Here is a 17,115-nt window from a genome sequence, read left to right as displayed (position 1 = left end):
AATATTTTAACCATGAAAACACAGAAAGTTGGTATTACTTTTTCTTCTTTTGATTTGCTTCACGCAGGACATATAAAAATGCTAGAAGAAGCAAAAACTGTTTGTGATTACCTAATCGTAGGACTACAATTAGACCCAACATTTGACCGTCCTAACAAAAACAAACCTTCACAATCTATTGTAGAACGTTATATTCAATTAAAAGCATGTAAAGATGTAGACGAGATTATCCCATATAATACAGAGGAAGATCTTATGGATATCTTGCAATCTTTTGTTGTAGATGTACGCATTATTGGGAGCGATTACAAGGATAAAAATTTCACAGGAAAAGATTATTGCGAAGAAAAGGGAATAGAAATTTTTTTCAATAAAAGAGACCATAGATTTTCCAGTTCAGCTCTTAAAAAGGCTGTTTTTGAACAAGAATTAGAAAAAACAAAAAGACAATAATATATGAAGATTAAAGAAACACCACTTAAAGATTGTTATATTATAGAACCAACTGTATTTGAAGATGATAGGGGGTATTTTTATGAGAAATATAATGAAAAGAAATTTGAAGAAATAACAGGTCTTAATGGGCATTTTGTTCAAGATAATATTTCGAAATCATCTTATGGTGTTCTCAGAGGTATACATCTTCAAAAAGGAGAACATGCACAAGCAAAGCTCGTATCATGTCTTGAAGGCAAAGTTTATGATGTTGCAGTAGATTTAAGAGAAGATTCTCCTACTTTTGGTAAATGGTTTGGAATAGAATTGACTCCTGAAAACAAATTGCAACTATATGTTCCAAGAGGTTTTGGTCATGGATTTTCTGTTTTAAGTGAAACCGCGATTTTTGCTTATAAATGCGATAATTTTTATAATAAAGAATCAGAAGGAAGCGTATTGTGGAATGATGAGACTCTAAAAATTGATTGGCAGTTACCTGCTCAGGATGTTATACTTTCTGAAAAAGATCTTAATTCCCCAACATTCAATGATGGAAATTTTTAATAGATTAAGGATTATATTTTTTCTATTATCTACGTTATTATCTGCGCAGTCAGAAATGCCAATTATGGCATTTCACTCCTTTACACCTCAAACATCAACATTAGCGAACTTTAAAAAATTTAAAGAAGCCGGTTTTAATTTAAACCATACGATATTTAAAAATAATGAACAAGTTCAAACTGCTTTGGACTTAGCTCAAAAGGTTGGGATAAAAATGGTTATTTACTCAGATGAGTTAATAACAAATACAGAAGCAACCGTGAAAAGATTTAAAAATCATCCAGCTTTGTATGGTTATTTTGTAGCAGACGAACCTTCTCCGGGAGATTTTTCCAAGTTGAATAGTTTGATAACCAAAATAAAACTTTTAGATCCACAAAGTGTTGTCTATGTCAATCTATTCCCCAATTATGCTTCAGAAGAAAGCTTAGGAAGATTATCTTATCAGAACTATGTTGATGAGTTCAGTAAAAAAGTTGATGTTGAATTTCTTTCATTTGATAATTATCCAATCATCGATAATAATTTGAGGAATAATTGGTATGAAAATTTAGAAATTGTAAGAAAAACATCAATAGATATCAAAAAACCTTTTTGGGCATTTGCATGTTCTACCATACATTCTGTTTACAGGAAGCCAACAATTGGTGGTTTGAAATTACAGCAATTTAGCAACTTGCTTTACGGTGCAAAAGGAATACAATATTTTACCTACATAACAATGGATGATGAGTATTGGAAAATCCACAATTATGGCTATTCTATAGTTTTTAATAATGGTACACCAACGCCAACTTATAATTTAGTTAAACAATTAAATCAGCAAGTCAAAAATCTCTCATGGATCTTTTTGAAGTCCAAAACAGATTCTATATTTCATTTTGGGGATGCTATTCCTCTTGGAACAAAAAAAATGAACTTTATACCTGAAAAATTTAAGATTTTTAAAACATTTGGTAAAAGTGCCTTGGTTTCTTTCATGTCTTCGGGAGCTAGAAAATTTGTAATTATTCAAAATAAAGATATATATAAGCCTCTTGCATTTAACTATCAATTGATAAGTGGCGTTTCTATAGTAGATAGTAAGTCAGGAAAGCTTAAAAAAGCAAGTACAAAAGAAACAATTTATAATATCCCACCTGGTGATATTTTAATATTCACATATTTATAAGGAATCAAAATTTTGATTCCTTTTTTTATTAGTAAATTTGCAAACTTAAAATTGTAGAGAATGCGTACCAAATCTGTAGGTAAAAAGAAAATTAATATTGTAACACTTGGATGTTCCAAAAATGTCTATGACTCAGAAGTTTTGATGGGGCAGCTAGAGGCTAATGGTAAAAAAGTGGTACACGAGGAAAAAGGAGATGTTGTAGTAATTAACACCTGCGGATTCATAGATAATGCAAAAGAGGAAAGTATCAATACAATTCTAGAATATGTTGATCTGAAAAATCAAGGTGTTGTTGAGAAAGTTTTCGTAACGGGATGTCTTTCTGAAAGATATAAACCAGATTTGATTCGTGAGATTCCAGATGTTGATCAATATTTTGGGACTAGAGATTTGCCTATTTTATTAAAACATCTTGGTGCAGATTATAAACATGAATTGGTGGGAGAGAGATTGACTACCACACCGAAACATTACGCTTATCTCAAAATTTCTGAAGGTTGTGACAGGCCTTGCTCTTTCTGTGCAATCCCGTTGATGAGAGGTAATCATATTTCTACACCAATCGAAAAATTAGTAATTGAGGCTCAAAAATTAGCTAAAAAAGGCGTGAAAGAATTAATCTTGATTGCTCAGGATTTGACTTTCTATGGACTTGATATCTATAAGAAAAGAGCTTTGGGAGAATTGCTTCAAGAACTTATCAAAGTTGAAGGAATCGAGTGGATTAGACTTCACTACGCTTTTCCGACAGGTTTCCCAGAGGATGTTTTGGATATTATCAGAACAGAACCGAAAATTTGCAATTACATCGATATTCCACTTCAGCATATCAATACAGAGTTGTTGAAGGCTATGAAACGTGGAACAACTTTCGAAAAAACCAATGCTCTTCTTGATAAATTCCGTGAGAAAGTTCCAGATATGGCTATCAGAACAACTTTGATTGTTGGTTTTCCAGGAGAAACAGAAGAAAAGTTCGAAGAACTGAAACAATGGGTCAGAGATCAGAGATTTGACCGTTTAGGTTGCTTCACTTATTCTCATGAGGAAAATACGACTGCTTATGTTTTGGAGGATAATATTCCGGATGATGTAAAACAAAGTAGGGTAGAGGAGATTATGGAAATCCAACAACAGATCTCTTGGGAAAAGAATCAAGAAAAAGTTGGAAAAATTTTCAAATGTATCTTTGATAGAAAAGAAGGCGATTATTTTGTTGGTAGAACAGAGTATGATTCTCCAGATGTAGATAATACTGTTCTTGTTCCGGCTAAAGATGTTTACATCTCAATTGGTGAATTTGCTAATGTAAAAATAACTTCAGCAGAAGATTATGATTTATATGGAGAACTAGTATAAATTCAATTTTAACTAATAATTAAGCCTTCACTTGTTGAAGGCTTTTTTGTTTTCTGTTAATTTTTTAATGGTTTTTGTTTAACTAATTGATATTTAGGATATTATTGTTTTGTTGGATGCTTTTAATTTGATTTTACGTAATAAATTATTGAATTATTATTAATTATTTGTTTTATTGATTTTATAAATAATTATTTAGCGTATTAATTGAATAGTTTTAGCTAATATTTATTTTAAATTATCAATTAATTAATATTTTTAAAATTATAACTTTTAAAGATAATTATTAATGTATTGATTTTCTTTGTTTTATGGTTGTTGGCGGTTTTATGACTTGTTTAATTAATTAACAAAATGTAAATTATGTTAACATTTTTTAACAAACTCTGTGATTTACTTACAGTAGGTAGTTGTAGAGGTTTTGTATTTTGATTTTTGCCCAATCCAGGCTGGTTTCCGCAAGAAATGAGGTTCGAAAAGTCATTAACGGTATCTTTGCGGAGTCAAAACCCAATAAATATTCAAAATGATAAAAAGAGTTATTCTCGTAATCATAATGATGATTTCAACACTTGGCATTTATTCCTTCAAGAGTTATGCCACAGATGCCAAAACAAGTTTTGCATCGTACTACCACGATAAGTTTAATGGTAGAAAAACAGCAAGCGGAGAAATTTTCAGTAACAATGCTTTAACCGCTGCTAACAAAACACTTCCTTTCGGGACAGAAGTAAAAATTACTAATTTGATTTCTGGGAAAAGTGTTGTAGTGAGAGTGAACGATAGAGGCCCTTACCACTCGTCTAGAGCCTTTGATCTTTCTAAAGCTGCATTTGATTCAATTGGTGACCTAAGAAAAGGAACCATCGCTATTGAATACGAAATTATCGACTAAGATTACCTTAATTAAATTAAAACCGCCAATCAAAATTTTGATTGGCGGTTTTTTTATTGCTTAAAATTTATATTCGATCTTGTTCTAACGAAGTCATTTTGTTTAATAGTTTTTTTTTCATTAGGAAATATTTTCTTCCAATATAGAAATGCAGACTGTTAACTGCAAAAAACAATTGCTGAAGATTAGTATTCAGATATTCATTTTGATTAAAATACAATAAATCGTTTTTAATGTAAAATTCCAGATCTTTTCTGTTTTGCTCATTGATTTCTTCATTGAGTAAAGAATCATTTAGAATGTCTTTTATTTCTTCTTTTAATTTTGATTCCAAAGGTTGCAGATTGTTGAAGTTCTTTTTGATTTTCTCAAAAGGCGTGGTTGTGCTTACAAACTCTAAAGCTTTGCTCAAATCTTTGAATAGATTAAATTTTTCTTCATAGATTTTATCATAATCCAAAAACTCGGAAAACTGATTTCTCATCTCGTATTCTCGATTCTGATTTTTTGCTAGACCTACAAAATAATGATAGATATTAATATCATTTTGAGTGATCTTCTCTTTCAGTATTTTTATTTGATTTTCAAGGATTGGAATTAGCGTTTTAGCTTCGTTGGCTTTATACTTTTTCCCATCATAGTCAAACGTTTTAATCACATAAGTTTTGTCAGCGATAGAATTAATAACATTTTTATCATTCTCCAAAGCGATTAAGGTGTAAACATCTTCCACTTTGTCTTTGGAGAAAAGATCTTCGAATTTATAATTGATTGGCGAAATATTGTCCAGACTCAAATCAAATGGATTAGGATTTTTATTATCGTAATAATTATTGAAAATTTTATTAAAAGTTCCCTTGTTGTAGTTTTCTTTAAATTCAATTTTGAAAGTTTCAAAGTCCAAGTCAAATTGTGTCTTTTCATATTCTACATTTGAAAAAAGCTTTGCCGTTAGTTTCTCATCAGTCGCTTCGAAGTTTTTGAACAAAGTTTTTGCAGGAGAGTTATCTGCATCTTTTGTGATCCCGAGTTTTTGTAATCTGGCAATTCTGTCTTCTGTTGAAGGGTGAGAAGCCCATTGATTTTCTATATTTAATTTTGATTTATTAAAAAGACCAGATTCTGTTGATTTTACAACCGGTAAATCGTTTTTGTAATCAAGCTCATTTTCATTGGCATAAAAATTCATGACATAGAAGTGTTCTCTGTAGATGTTTTTGCTTGATTTTTTTTCAGGGATTTTGCTGTTGTAAAAATTGATAACAGCATTATAAGAATTGTCTGCCAAATCCATTCTCATAAGCGATTCTTCCAAGGCTAAAGAACCAGCAATGTTGGCGGCCACTTCATCCGCATGAAATTCCATTTCTCTGGACAATGCCATATGACGGATGTTTAAAAAAGAGTACATCTTCGTAAGAATCCATTTTATTCCTTGGGTTATCTTAATCGCTAATTCTGCAAAAAAGGCAAAAAATCCACTTGCACTAGCCCAATCTTTTACCGTGTTTTCATAGGATTCATCTTCATTGACTAAGTTGAAAATGATTTGATTAACGTTGTAAACATAACTTCCTACTTTCATAGATCGTTGTGAAAAGTGCCCGAATTCGTGCGCTAAAATGGCTTTAAGTTCTTGCTTTGTACAAGTGTTGACAAGTCCAATTCCAATAATTAAATTCTTTTTGATAGGCAAAAACATACTCCAAAAATTAGAATCGTAGAAAACACTTGCGTTGACATCATAAGCTAAGTAAACTTTTTTGGGAAAGTCTGTTCCGGCTTTTTTGACGATTTCGTCTATCATTTGAAAAAGTTGTGGCTCATCATTTCTATTGATTTCAGTTAGATTGCTTCGGTCGTTGATGTGTTGTTTGAATAGAAATTTTATTAAAAAATAAGAAATTAAAACGCCCAAACTTGCTAATCCAATACCAATCATCACCGTGAAAAACATAGGTTTTATACTGATTATCCAAAGTCCCGCTGCAATACAACCAATGGTTAAAGCAATAGCGGAAAAGAATAACAAAATGTAAACAATAATGAACAGAACAATAGCAATAATTGCTGATGTGCTTTTTTTCTTAAACTCTGGAGAAACCTGAATAAACATAAAGGGAATTAATTTTTCATAAAAATAAAGAATCAAACTCTATTTTTTCGAATATATTTAATTAATTGTTTAAGAAATTTTCACAAAAAAACCGCTCAGAGAAATCTGAACGGTTTAATTTATATTATTTCAGTAACTGACTGTTACATCATTCCTGGCATTCCGCCACCCATTGGCATTGCAGGCTCGTCTTTTTTAACTTCAGTGATAACACATTCAGTTGTTAAAAGCATTCCTGAAACAGAAGCCGCGTTTTCTAAAGCAACTCTTGTTACTTTAGTTGGATCAATGATTCCAGCTTCTAGCATATTTACAAATTCGTCAGTTTTAGCATTGTAACCAAAATCTGCAGTTCCTTCCGCTACTTTAGCAACGATTACAGAACCTTCACCTCCTGCGTTAGCAACGATTTGTCTCAATGGCTCTTCAATCGCTCTTTTTACGATTTTTATACCTGTAGTTTCATCAGCATTATCACCTTGGAAGTTAAGGGCTGAAACAGCTCTTACCAAAGCTACACCACCACCAGCAACGATTCCTTCTTCAACTGCAGCTCTTGTAGCGTGAAGCGCATCATCCACTCTGTCTTTTTTCTCCTTCATTTCAACTTCTGAAGCAGCACCTACGTAAAGTACAGCAACACCACCAGCTAACTTAGCCAATCTCTCCTGAAGTTTTTCTCTGTCATAATCAGAAGTTGTAGTTTCCATCTGAGCTTTGATTTGAGAAACTCTTCCTTTGATTTGAGCTTCGTCACCACCACCGTTTACGATAGTTGTATTGTCTTTATCGATAGAAACTTTTTCAGCAGTTCCTAACATTTCGATAGTTACATTTTCCATTGTGAAACCTCTTTCTTCGGAGATTACAGTTCCACCTGTCAAGATTGCGATGTCTTCCAACATAGCTTTTCTTCTGTCACCGAAACCTGGTGCTTTTACAGCTGCAATTTTAAGAGAACCTCTCAATTTATTTACAACCAAAGTAGCTAAAGCTTCTCCTTCAACTTCTTCAGAGATAATTAATAAAGATTTTCCGCCTTGTGCAACTGGCTCAAGAACTGGCAATAATTCTTTCATAGAAGAGATTTTTTTCTCAACCAAAAGAATGTAAGGATTATCTAATTCGGCAACCATCTTCTCAGGATTAGTTACAAAATAAGGCGATTGGAAACCTCTGTCAAACTGCATACCTTCTACAACATCTACAGTTGTGTCGATACCTTTTGCTTCCTCAACAGTGATTACACCTTCTTTTCCAACTTTTCCAAAAGCTTCAGCGATTAATGAACCGATAGTTTCGTCGTTATTTGCAGAAACAGAAGCAACTTGTTTTACTTTTTCTGTAGAATCACCAACAGTTTGAGATTGAGATTTAAGGTTTTCAACTACGGCAGAAACAGCTTTGTCGATTCCTCTTTTAAGATCCATTGGGTTTGCGCCAGCTGCTACATTTTTAAGACCTTCTCTTACGATAGCTTGTGCCAAAACAGTAGCGGTAGTCGTACCGTCTCCAGCGATGTCATTGGTTTTAGAAGCAACTTCTTTCACCATTTGAGCACCCATATTTTCTACTCTATCTTCTAGTTCTATTTCTTTTGCAACAGACACACCATCTTTAGTCACGTGAGGAGCACCGAAAGATTTTTCGATTACTACGTTTCTACCTTTTGGTCCCAAAGTTACTTTTACTGCATTAGCCAATGCGTCAACACCTCTTTTAAGAGCGTCTCTTGATTCAATATCGAATTTTATTTCTTTTGCCATTTTTTGTTGTATTAATTTACTTTGTACAATGTATTAATGAATTTAATATCCACGTGAATTGAAATCCTTTTAACGTGAATACGCTTTATTTTTACAATTAATTATCCAATAATTCCTAAAAGATCTCCTTCTTTTACAATTAGGTAATCCTTTCCTTCAAATTTCAATTCTGTTCCAGAGTATTTTCCATAAAGCACTTTGTCGCCAACTTTTACAGTTGTTGGTTCATCTTTTTTACCAGGCCCAACTGCAACAACGGTTCCTTCTTGTGGTTTTTCTTTTGCCGTGTCAGGGATAATAAGTCCTGATGCTGTTTTAGTTTCTGCAGGTGTTGGTTCTACCAACACTCTGTCCGCTAATGGTTTGAAATTTACTGACATAATTATATTTTGATTTTAATATTATTCTTCATCGTTATTCTCCAACAATGTGCCAAATGAGACAGAAGTTAGAACTTAGAAGTTAGAAGTTAGATTTGGCAGAATTTTATTTTTATTGCTGAAATTTTGGCAGAAAAAAAGTCATTCAATCGAATGACTTTGTAATGTTGTTTGTAGTTTTTTATCTTTTCCCTGCAGCTTGCATTGGGTTTACTCTTCCACTTGCACCGCCTCTTGCAGTTTCTTTTTGAGCCTGTTTGAAAATCTGGAATTTCGAAGGTGTTTCTATTGAAGCAGTTGCTGCCCAATAGTTATTAGAAGTGTCAATATCAGCTGTTTCTTTCATTGGATCCAATTGAATCGATTTTATTTTTTTATCGAAATAATAGGTTTTAGAAACCTTTTGCTCGTTCGATCTCCAGATTTGAACATTGATTTTATCATTCAGTTTAGTTCCATCTTCAAAAGTAAATTCCAGAATAATTGGCATTACTAGTCCTCCTTTATTAGTGAAATCTATTTGGTATGCAGTAATGTTTTTATTAATTCCGTTTGTTTTATCTTTTGTAGATAATTTTTCAGAAGCTTCCGTTTTTAAAGTATATTCTTTTGAAGTGTCTACTTTTTCTTGTCCTCGATCATATTTGTAATAAAAATCCTGAACATCTTTGTCTCCATCTACATAGAATTTGATGTTTTTATCTTCTCTATTTCTGACTTTAGAAATATCTTCAAATTCATTCTGAAGTGGGCTGTCTGTTTTGTATTTTGTTTCTTTCGCTTCTTTCGGCAGTGCATCAAAATCTGGAACAGCTACAGTCACTTTATCAATTGCAATATCTACAGGATCTGTGCTGTAAAACCAGCCTCTCCAAAACCAATCGAGGTCTTCGCCACTTGCATCTTCCATTGTTCTGAAAAAATCTGCTGGCTCTGGATGACGGAAAGCCCATCTTTTTGCATAAGTTTTGAACGCTTTATCGAATAATTCTCTACCCATAATGGTTTCACGTAGAATATTCAATCCCGTTGCTGGTTTCGAATAAGCATTCGGTCCAAATCTCGCAATGTTTTCAGAATTAGTCATGATTGGCTCTAGTTCGTCTTTGGGAAGTTTCATGTAATCTACAATTGTCCAAGCTGGTCCACGTTTGGAAGGAAATTTATTATCCCACTTTTCTTCTGTCAAATACTCTACAAAAGTGTTCAAACCTTCATCTATCCAAGACCATTGTCTTTCGTCAGAATTGATGATCATCGGGAAAAAGTTGTGCCCAACTTCGTGGATAATTACACCCAACATTCCGTTTTTGATAGCTTCAGAATAAGTTCCGTCTTTCTCGGTTCTTCCGTAATTGAAACAGATCATTGGGTATTCCATTCCGTTGGAAGCTTCTACAGATTGCGCCACTGGATATGGATAAGGAATAGTGAATTCTGAGTAAGTTTTAATCGTATGAGCAACCGCTTTTGTTGAGAATTTTCTGTACAATCCATAAGCTTCTTTTCCGTAGAAACTCATCGCCATTACTTTGTTGTTGTTTTCAGGAATGGTAACTCGCATTCCGTCCCAAACAAATTTTCTTGATGATCCCCAAGCAAAATCACGAACATCATTCGCTTCGAATTTCCATATTTTTCTTTCCTTAGATTTAGATTTTTCAGCTTTTTTAGCTTCGTCTAATGTTACAATTTCTATTGGTTCGTTTGAGTTTTCCGCTTGCTTATATCTTGCCAATTGAGCTGATGTCAAAACTTGGTCGTAATTTTTACATTCGCCAGTTCCACCAATGATGTGATCTGCCGGAACATTCATAGAAACTTTAAAGTTTCCGAAAACCAATGCAAATTCACCACGACCTGTAAACTGATGATTTTGCCATCCGTGGAAATCGCTGTAAACACACATTCTCGGATACCATTGTGTCATTGTGTAAAGATCGTTGCCATCTTCTGGGAAGTTTTCATAACCGCCACGACCTCCTTTTTCCATACGATTTGGGATGTTGTAATTCCAATCTACTTTGAAAGTGAATTTCTCCCCAGCTTTCAACGGTTTTTCAAGATCGATTCTCATCATCGTTTTATTAACAACATATTTTATAGGAGAGCCTTTGCTATCTGTTACTTTTTCAAGATTTACACCATAGCCATCATCTTTTGCAGGAAGATCAGAGGTTTTTAATTTATCAATATTGGCTCCTTTTGGTAGGGTAGAAGAAGATGGATAATCGGCATTTTTGACAGAAGATTGTTGGTTCTCATCTAGTTGTAGCCAAAGGTATTCTAGTTCGTGGGGAGAATTATTGTAATAAGTAATCGTTTCGGAGCCTTTTAGATTTCTTTTGTCTTCGTCCAGATATGCTGTGATGTCATAATCTGCACGTTGCTGCCAGTATTGATTTCCTGGTGCTCCAGAAGCTGTTCTATAAGTATTTGGAGTTGGTAGGATTGTCCCAAGTTGTTCGAATTTGTTTCCGTGATTACTCCCTGGATTATTTTGAATGTTTTGTGCGCCAACAAAAGCACAAGCGAGTAATAATCCTAAAACTTTTAATTTCATGATTGATAAATTAATGGCTGATAAAATCTATAAATAATCAAATTTATAAAATAGTTATTAATAAAATGGAATAGAAATCTTATTATTAATGATGTTTATTTAAAGATTGATTAGAAAACCAAAGTTTTTCACCTTCTAAAGCTAAAGGGCTTGGGAAATTATTAGTAAACAAACCTCCAGTTCCCAAACCCTGTGGCATCGGGCTGTTTTTTGTGTAAGTGTATTGAGCAATAGCATTGAGCCCGATATTACTTTCTAGTGCAGATGTAATCCACCAACCGATATTTTGTTTTTCTGCTAGAGAAATCCATTCATCTGAACCTGAAAACCCGCCAATCAAACTTGGTTTTAGAATGATATATTGAGGACTGATTTCTTTTAGCAGTTCTTTTTTGGAATCTGTATTCAAAACTCCTATTAATTCTTCGTCCAAAGCAATTGGAGTAGGTGTATTTTTACAAAGTTCGGCCATTGCTTTCCAGTTTCCAGCTTCTATTGGTTGCTCGATAGAATGGATGTCTAAGTCTGCTAATTCTTGTAAAACCACTTTTGCTTGTTCCAGAGAAAAAGCGCCATTTGCATCTACCCGAAGTTCGATTTGATCTTTCGAAAATTTCTTTCTCAGAGATTTTAATATTTCTTTTTCAGAATCCCAATCAGTTCCGATTTTAAGTTTGATACAAGAAAAATTGTCTCTAATTTTTTCCTCGATTTGAGATTGCATATAGTTTACATCTCCCATCCAAATGAGTCCATTAATTTTAATCGAGTCTTTTCCTTCTGTAAAATCACTAGGGAAATACAAATCGCTCTGATGTTCCAAATTACGTAAAGCTTGTTCAATTCCAAAAATAATCGAAGGATGATTGATGAGTTCTTCTTTTAATTCTTCCAAGCTCAAATTGATATTACGACAAGCCCATTCCAAAGCATTTTCATAATCATCATCGTCATCAAAACTCAATCCACGGAAAAGAGCACATTCGCCGATTCCTTTTTTGTCATCTTCATAGATTTCTATGAAATAAGTTTCTTTTGTGTTGAGAACGCCTCTGGAAGTTCCGCTTGGAAGTTTGAAATCAAGAATGTATTGATGGAATTTTGCAGTCTTCATTTTGCAAAAATAAGAAAAGGCCGAGGAAATCGGTCTTTTTTATATTCTTTAAATTATTCTTAATTTTTATCGACAGCTTTTGCCATAAATTCTTCGGCTTTGGTAACCATTGCTGCACTACCACAGAAAAATGGAACACGTTGATGCAATTCTGTTGGCTCTATTTTCATAATTCTTTTGAAACCATCGCTGCATTTTCCGCCGGCTTGTTCTGTCAAAAATGCCATTGGATTAGCTTCGTAAAGTAATCTTAATTTTCCTTTTGGAGATTGTGAAGTTTGAGGATAAATATAAATTCCACCTTTCAGCATATTTCTATGGAAATCGGAAACTAGAGAACCGATGTATCTAGAAGTGTAAGGTCTGTCGCCTTCTTCTTCCTGACAATATTTGATGTAATCTTTTACGCCTTGAGGAAACTTAGCATAATTTCCTTCATTTATAGAATAGATTTTTCCAGAAGTCGGGAATTTGATGTCTTTATGAGAAAGGTAATAAGTTCCTATGGATGGATCTAGTGTGAATCCGTTTACGCCATTTCCTGTTGTATAAACAATCATTGTAGAAGAGCCGTAAACAACGTATCCAGCCGCAACTTGATTCACTCCTTTTTGTAAAAAATCTCTTAGTTCAACTGGACTTCCCGGATCAGAAACTCTACGGTATATGGAGAAAATAGTTCCAACAGAAACATTTACATCGATGTTTGAGGAACCGTCAAGTGGATCAATCAAAACAACATATTTGCTAAGGTGCGCATTTTCGGTACATTTAATTTCTATGAAATCATCGCTTTCTTCCGAGGCAATTCCGCAAACAACTTCTCTTTGAGATAATGCTGCTATAAAAATGTCGTTAGCTAAAACATCCAGTTTTTGTTGTTCTTCACCTTGGATGTTTTCGGTTCCAACTTTTCCAATAATGTCAGCAATTCCAGCTTTGTTCACTTCTCTATTAACAATTTTTGTTGCAATTCTTATAGAACTGATAAGGCGAGAAAGTTCTCCTGTAGAATACTTAAAATCATCCTGTTTTTCAATTATGAACTCTCCTAAGGTTTGTAAAGCTTGATGTGACATATTTTGGTTAATTTGATTTTCTACAAAACTAAATTTTTTTTCAATTAGGTGAAACAAAATTTATAAATTTTTGATGATACTTGTCATAATTCTATTAATATGGTTTCAATATCTCAATTTGAAGCATTGAAAATAATAACACTGATTTTTATATTCCGTTCATTATTAATATTTTTGAAAGTTAATAATTGATTAACGGCTTCTTAATTTTTAATAAAAAAGTTTAACGGTAAAAATCTAATGAAAGTTTACAAATTTGGTGGTGCATCTGTTAAGGATGCAGAAGGTGTGAAAAATGTGGCATTGGTTCTAGAAACTCAAGGGTTTGAGAAATGTTTGGTTGTAGTTTCTGCAATGGGAAAAACGACAAATGCGTTGGAAAAAGTAGTAGAATATTACTTCAAGAAACAGGATTATCAAGCAGAAATTGAATTGATCAAGAAAAATCACATCGATATTGCCAAGGGTTTATTTTCAGAAGGTCATGCTGTTTTTGGAGAAATCACATTATTTTTTGATGATATTGATTCTTTTTTGAGAAGAAACAAATCACCTAATTATAACTTCGTTTATGATCAGGTTGTAAGTTGCGGAGAAATGATTTCTTCCAAGATTTTGAGCGAGTATCTTAATGATATTCAGTTTTTTAATCATTGGTTGGATGCAAGAGATTATATCAAGACTGATGCGAGTTACAGAGAAGGAATTGTTAACTGGCAAGAAACGGAGCAGAATATTTCTAAATTAGATAAAATCAATTGTTATGTAACTCAGGGATTTATCGGTTCGGAAAGTAATAATTTCACTGTGACTCTTGGAAGAGAAGGTTCCGATTACACAGCTGCGATTTTTGCTTATTGCCTTAATGCTGACGAAATGACAATCTGGAAAGACGTTCCAGGTGTAATGACCGGCGATCCTAGAAAATTTGAAAATGTAGAATTGTTGTCTTTCATTTCTTACGAAGAGGCAATTGAGATGGCTTATTATGGAGCTTCGGTAATTCACCCAAAAACACTTCAGCCACTTAAACAGAAGAATATTCCTTTTTTTGTAAAGTCTTTCGTAGAACCTAAAAAACCAGGAACCAAAGTTGGAAATTCTGAGGAAAATGAATTGATCGAGAGTTATATCCTAAAAGAAAATCAAACCTTGTTGAATGTAGAAACCCGTGATTTTTCCTTTATTGCAGAGGATCATATGAGTTTGATATTTACGCTTCTTGCTAAATATAAAATTAAAGTTTCTTTGATGCAGAACTCTGCGATTTCATTAGCTTTATGTTTGGAAGATAAATTTGGAACAGCCAATGATTTTAATGAAGAATTACAGCAGAGTTTCATCACGCAAATGACGAAAAATGTATCCTTGTTTACTGTCAGAAATGCAGAATTAGACCAATTAGATAAATTTTATAAAGACAAAAAAGTACTGCTGGAGCAGATTTCCAAAAAAACCTTCCAAATGGTAACCCTGTAAAAACACTATGAGTTTAATTTCTAAAGAAGATTTGATAAAAGCAGCAGGACTCGATAAAATTGGTTTTCTTAAAAGACCAGTTGCGTCAGCAATTATGAATCTTACTAAAATAAATGAAGTCAACAATCTTTATAATAAACTGATTCATACCAAAGGTGTACAGTTCTTTGATGAGTTTATCAGAGAGCAAGAGCTCAGTTATATCGTTTTCGAAGAAGACTTGGCAAAAGTTCCCAAAACAGGACCTTTTATCATTGTTTCCAATCATCCGCTTGGCGCTTTGGATGGGATTTTGATGTGCAAAATTTTGTTACGCGTTCGTCCAGATTTCAAAGTGATGGGGAATTTTCTTTTGTCGAAAATTAAACCAATGCAACCTTTCGTGATTTCCGTGAATCCGTTTGAAGGTAGGAAAGATGCTTTTAATAGTTCTTCTGGGATGAGAGAAACTTTCAAACATTTGGAAGAAGGTGGTTGTATTGGTATTTTTCCAGCTGGTGAAGTTTCTAATAAAAATAATGAATACGGCGAAGTTCTGGACAGACCTTGGGGGAAAATTGCTTTGAAGATTATCAAAAAAGCTAAAGTTCCTGTAATCCCAATGTATTTCCACGCAACTAATAGCAAAATGTTTTATAACGTTTCCAAGTTGCATCCAGATTTACAGACATTGATGTTGCCAGCAGAAATGATGCGCAAAAGAGATAAACCAATCCGAATCCGAATTGGAAAACCTATTTCTGTAAAACAAATTGAGGAAGAAGAAACAATAGAGGAATTAGGCGATTATCTTTATAATAAGGTTTATATGCTTAAGTCTTATTACGAAAGAAGAAAAAGCATAACAGAAAAGCTGAAGTTACCTAATATGTCTCTCAAACTTCCTTTGCAAAAGCAGAACAACATCGTTCAAAATATAATTGATGAAACGCCTGTAGAAGATATTGTTAATGAAATCGAAAAGCTAAAGCTTACTGAAAACAAAAAACTATTTTCTCACGGCGATTATGACGTTTTCTTTACAAAATCAGAAGAGATTCCATCGATAATGAGGGAAATCGGACGCCAAAGAGAATTGACTTTCCGAGCGATTGGAGAAGGAACCAATCTGCCTTTTGACTTAGATGAATATGATAACCATTATCATCATCTTTTTCTTTGGGATAATGCAGGCAAAAAATTGGTTGGTGCGTACAGGATGGCATTAGGTTCTGAAGTGATGAAAAAGCACGGAATCGACGGATTCTATACCAGTTCTCTTTTCGAATACGATACAGAATTACAGCCGTTTTTCCGAAAAGTAATAGAAATGGGAAGAGCTTATATTTCTATAGAATATCAGCAAAAACCGTTTCCATTATTCTTGCTTTGGAGAGGGATAGTTCACGTTTGTCTAAGAAATCCGGAACACAAATTCCTAATGGGAGGCGTAAGTATCAGTAATAAGTTTTCCGAATTTTCTAAATCATTGATGATAGAATTTATGCGTTCTCATTATTATGATTCTGCGGTGGCGCAATATATTCATCCGAAGAACGAGTTCAAAGTGGTGATGAAAGAGCGTGATAAAGCTTTGTTCTTTGAAGATATGGATGCGGATCTTAATAAGCTCGATAAGATTATTGATGATCTTGAACCAGAATTGAGATTGCCTGTTTTGATCAAAAAATATATCAAACAAAATGCAAAAATGATTGCTTTCAATGTAGATCCAAACTTCAATGATGCGATTGATGGATTGATGTATATTAGAATAAGTGATCTTCCTGAAGATACAATCAAACCGGTTTTGGAAGAATTAAGCGATTTTTTCAAAGCTCAGACCGAAAAAAAATCTTCTGATAATCAATGATTTTAAATAAATGTGCGAAGAAATTCTAATATAATTTGCATTATAAGAATAAAGAATATACTTTTGCACCACTCAAAACAAAAAGAGTGATGGTTTCTTAGCTCAGTTGGTAGAGCAATGGATTGAAAATCCATGTGTCCCTGGTTCGATCCCTGGAGAAACCACTTAAAAACCGCCTTGGTTAGGCGGTTTTTTAAATAAAAAAATGAAATTAGTAGCAATCTAATTTGGATTATAAGAGGAAAGAGTGTATTTTTGCACCACTCTAAACAAAACGAGTAATGGTTTCTTAGCTCAGTTGGTAGAGCAATGGATTGAAAATCCATGTGTCCCTGG

At 33.5% G+C, this 17,115-nt stretch carries 13 protein-coding genes and 1 tRNA gene; 8 read left to right on the top strand and 6 right to left on the bottom strand.

The features are described 5' to 3' along the window. Window positions 1-12 precede the first annotated feature (12 nt). From RTY06_RS00780 to RTY06_RS00760, 5 genes are all read left to right on the top strand, one after another. On the top strand, window positions 13-453 hold the full coding sequence (locus RTY06_RS00780) for an adenylyltransferase/cytidyltransferase family protein (RefSeq protein WP_312822080.1): 441 nt from the start codon (window positions 13-15) through the stop codon (window positions 451-453). 3 nt (window positions 454-456) lie between these two features. Further along, window positions 457-1,002, top strand: coding sequence for a dTDP-4-dehydrorhamnose 3,5-epimerase (gene rfbC, locus RTY06_RS00775; RefSeq protein WP_312822079.1), 546 nt, complete (start codon window positions 457-459; stop codon window positions 1,000-1,002). Beyond that, entirely contained in the window at window positions 986-2,173 is a 1,188-nt protein-coding gene (locus RTY06_RS00770) for a beta-galactosidase (protein WP_312822078.1), read from the top strand. Before rfbC ends, RTY06_RS00770 begins: the two co-directional genes overlap by 17 nt. A gap of 60 nt (window positions 2,174-2,233) precedes the next feature. Further along, on the top strand, window positions 2,234-3,535 hold the full coding sequence (gene rimO, locus RTY06_RS00765; RefSeq protein ID WP_312822077.1) for a 30S ribosomal protein S12 methylthiotransferase RimO: 1,302 nt from the start codon (window positions 2,234-2,236) through the stop codon (window positions 3,533-3,535). Window positions 3,536-4,061: 526 nt separating this feature from the next. Further along, window positions 4,062-4,430, top strand: coding sequence for a septal ring lytic transglycosylase RlpA family protein (locus RTY06_RS00760; RefSeq protein ID WP_312822076.1), 369 nt, complete (start codon window positions 4,062-4,064; stop codon window positions 4,428-4,430). Window positions 4,431-4,497: 67 nt separating this feature from the next. Here RTY06_RS00760 and RTY06_RS00755 read toward each other — a convergent pair whose 3' ends face one another. The 6 genes from RTY06_RS00755 to fbp all read right to left on the bottom strand — a co-directional run bounded on the left by RTY06_RS00755 (window position 4,498) and on the right by fbp (window position 13,448). Beyond that, the gene (locus RTY06_RS00755) at window positions 4,498-6,546 is read right to left on the bottom strand and encodes a M48 family metallopeptidase (protein WP_312822075.1); all 2,049 of its coding nucleotides are present in this window, start codon (window positions 6,544-6,546) and stop codon (window positions 4,498-4,500) included. Between the two features lie 143 nt (window positions 6,547-6,689). Then, window positions 6,690-8,312, bottom strand: a complete 1,623-nt coding sequence (gene groL / locus RTY06_RS00750; protein WP_312822074.1) for a chaperonin GroEL — start codon at window positions 8,310-8,312, stop codon at window positions 6,690-6,692. A gap of 101 nt (window positions 8,313-8,413) precedes the next feature. Continuing rightward, window positions 8,414-8,692, bottom strand: a complete 279-nt coding sequence (groES, locus tag RTY06_RS00745; RefSeq protein ID WP_074235464.1) for a co-chaperone GroES — start codon at window positions 8,690-8,692, stop codon at window positions 8,414-8,416. A 181-nt stretch (window positions 8,693-8,873) separates the two neighbouring features. After that, window positions 8,874-11,255 (bottom strand): M1 family aminopeptidase, encoded by a 2,382-nt coding sequence (locus tag RTY06_RS00740; RefSeq protein WP_312822073.1) that lies wholly within the window; start codon window positions 11,253-11,255, stop codon window positions 8,874-8,876. Window positions 11,256-11,340: 85 nt separating this feature from the next. Next, window positions 11,341-12,369, bottom strand: coding sequence for an o-succinylbenzoate synthase (locus RTY06_RS00735; protein WP_312822072.1), 1,029 nt, complete (start codon window positions 12,367-12,369; stop codon window positions 11,341-11,343). A 59-nt stretch (window positions 12,370-12,428) separates the two neighbouring features. After that, window positions 12,429-13,448, bottom strand: a complete 1,020-nt coding sequence (gene fbp, locus RTY06_RS00730) for a class 1 fructose-bisphosphatase (RefSeq protein ID WP_312822071.1) — start codon at window positions 13,446-13,448, stop codon at window positions 12,429-12,431. A gap of 240 nt (window positions 13,449-13,688) precedes the next feature. Between fbp and RTY06_RS00725 the strand changes: the two genes are divergently transcribed. The 3 genes from RTY06_RS00725 to RTY06_RS00715 all read left to right on the top strand — a co-directional run bounded on the left by RTY06_RS00725 (window position 13,689) and on the right by RTY06_RS00715 (window position 16,943). Beyond that, a complete protein-coding gene (locus RTY06_RS00725) occupies window positions 13,689-14,927 on the top strand; it encodes an aspartate kinase (RefSeq protein ID WP_312822070.1) in 1,239 nt (412 codons plus the stop codon). A 7-nt stretch (window positions 14,928-14,934) separates the two neighbouring features. Continuing rightward, a complete protein-coding gene (locus tag RTY06_RS00720) occupies window positions 14,935-16,779 on the top strand; it encodes a lysophospholipid acyltransferase family protein (protein ID WP_312822069.1) in 1,845 nt (614 codons plus the stop codon). A gap of 91 nt (window positions 16,780-16,870) precedes the next feature. Continuing rightward, a tRNA-Phe gene (locus RTY06_RS00715) sits at window positions 16,871-16,943 on the top strand. The last annotated feature ends 172 nt before the right edge of the window (window positions 16,944-17,115 follow it).

It is taken from the genome of Epilithonimonas sp. (assembly GCF_032055105.1).
In the GTDB taxonomy this organism is placed as follows: Bacteria; Bacteroidota; Bacteroidia; order Flavobacteriales; family Weeksellaceae; genus Epilithonimonas.
This window is presented reverse-complemented; position numbering and strand designations above follow the sequence as displayed.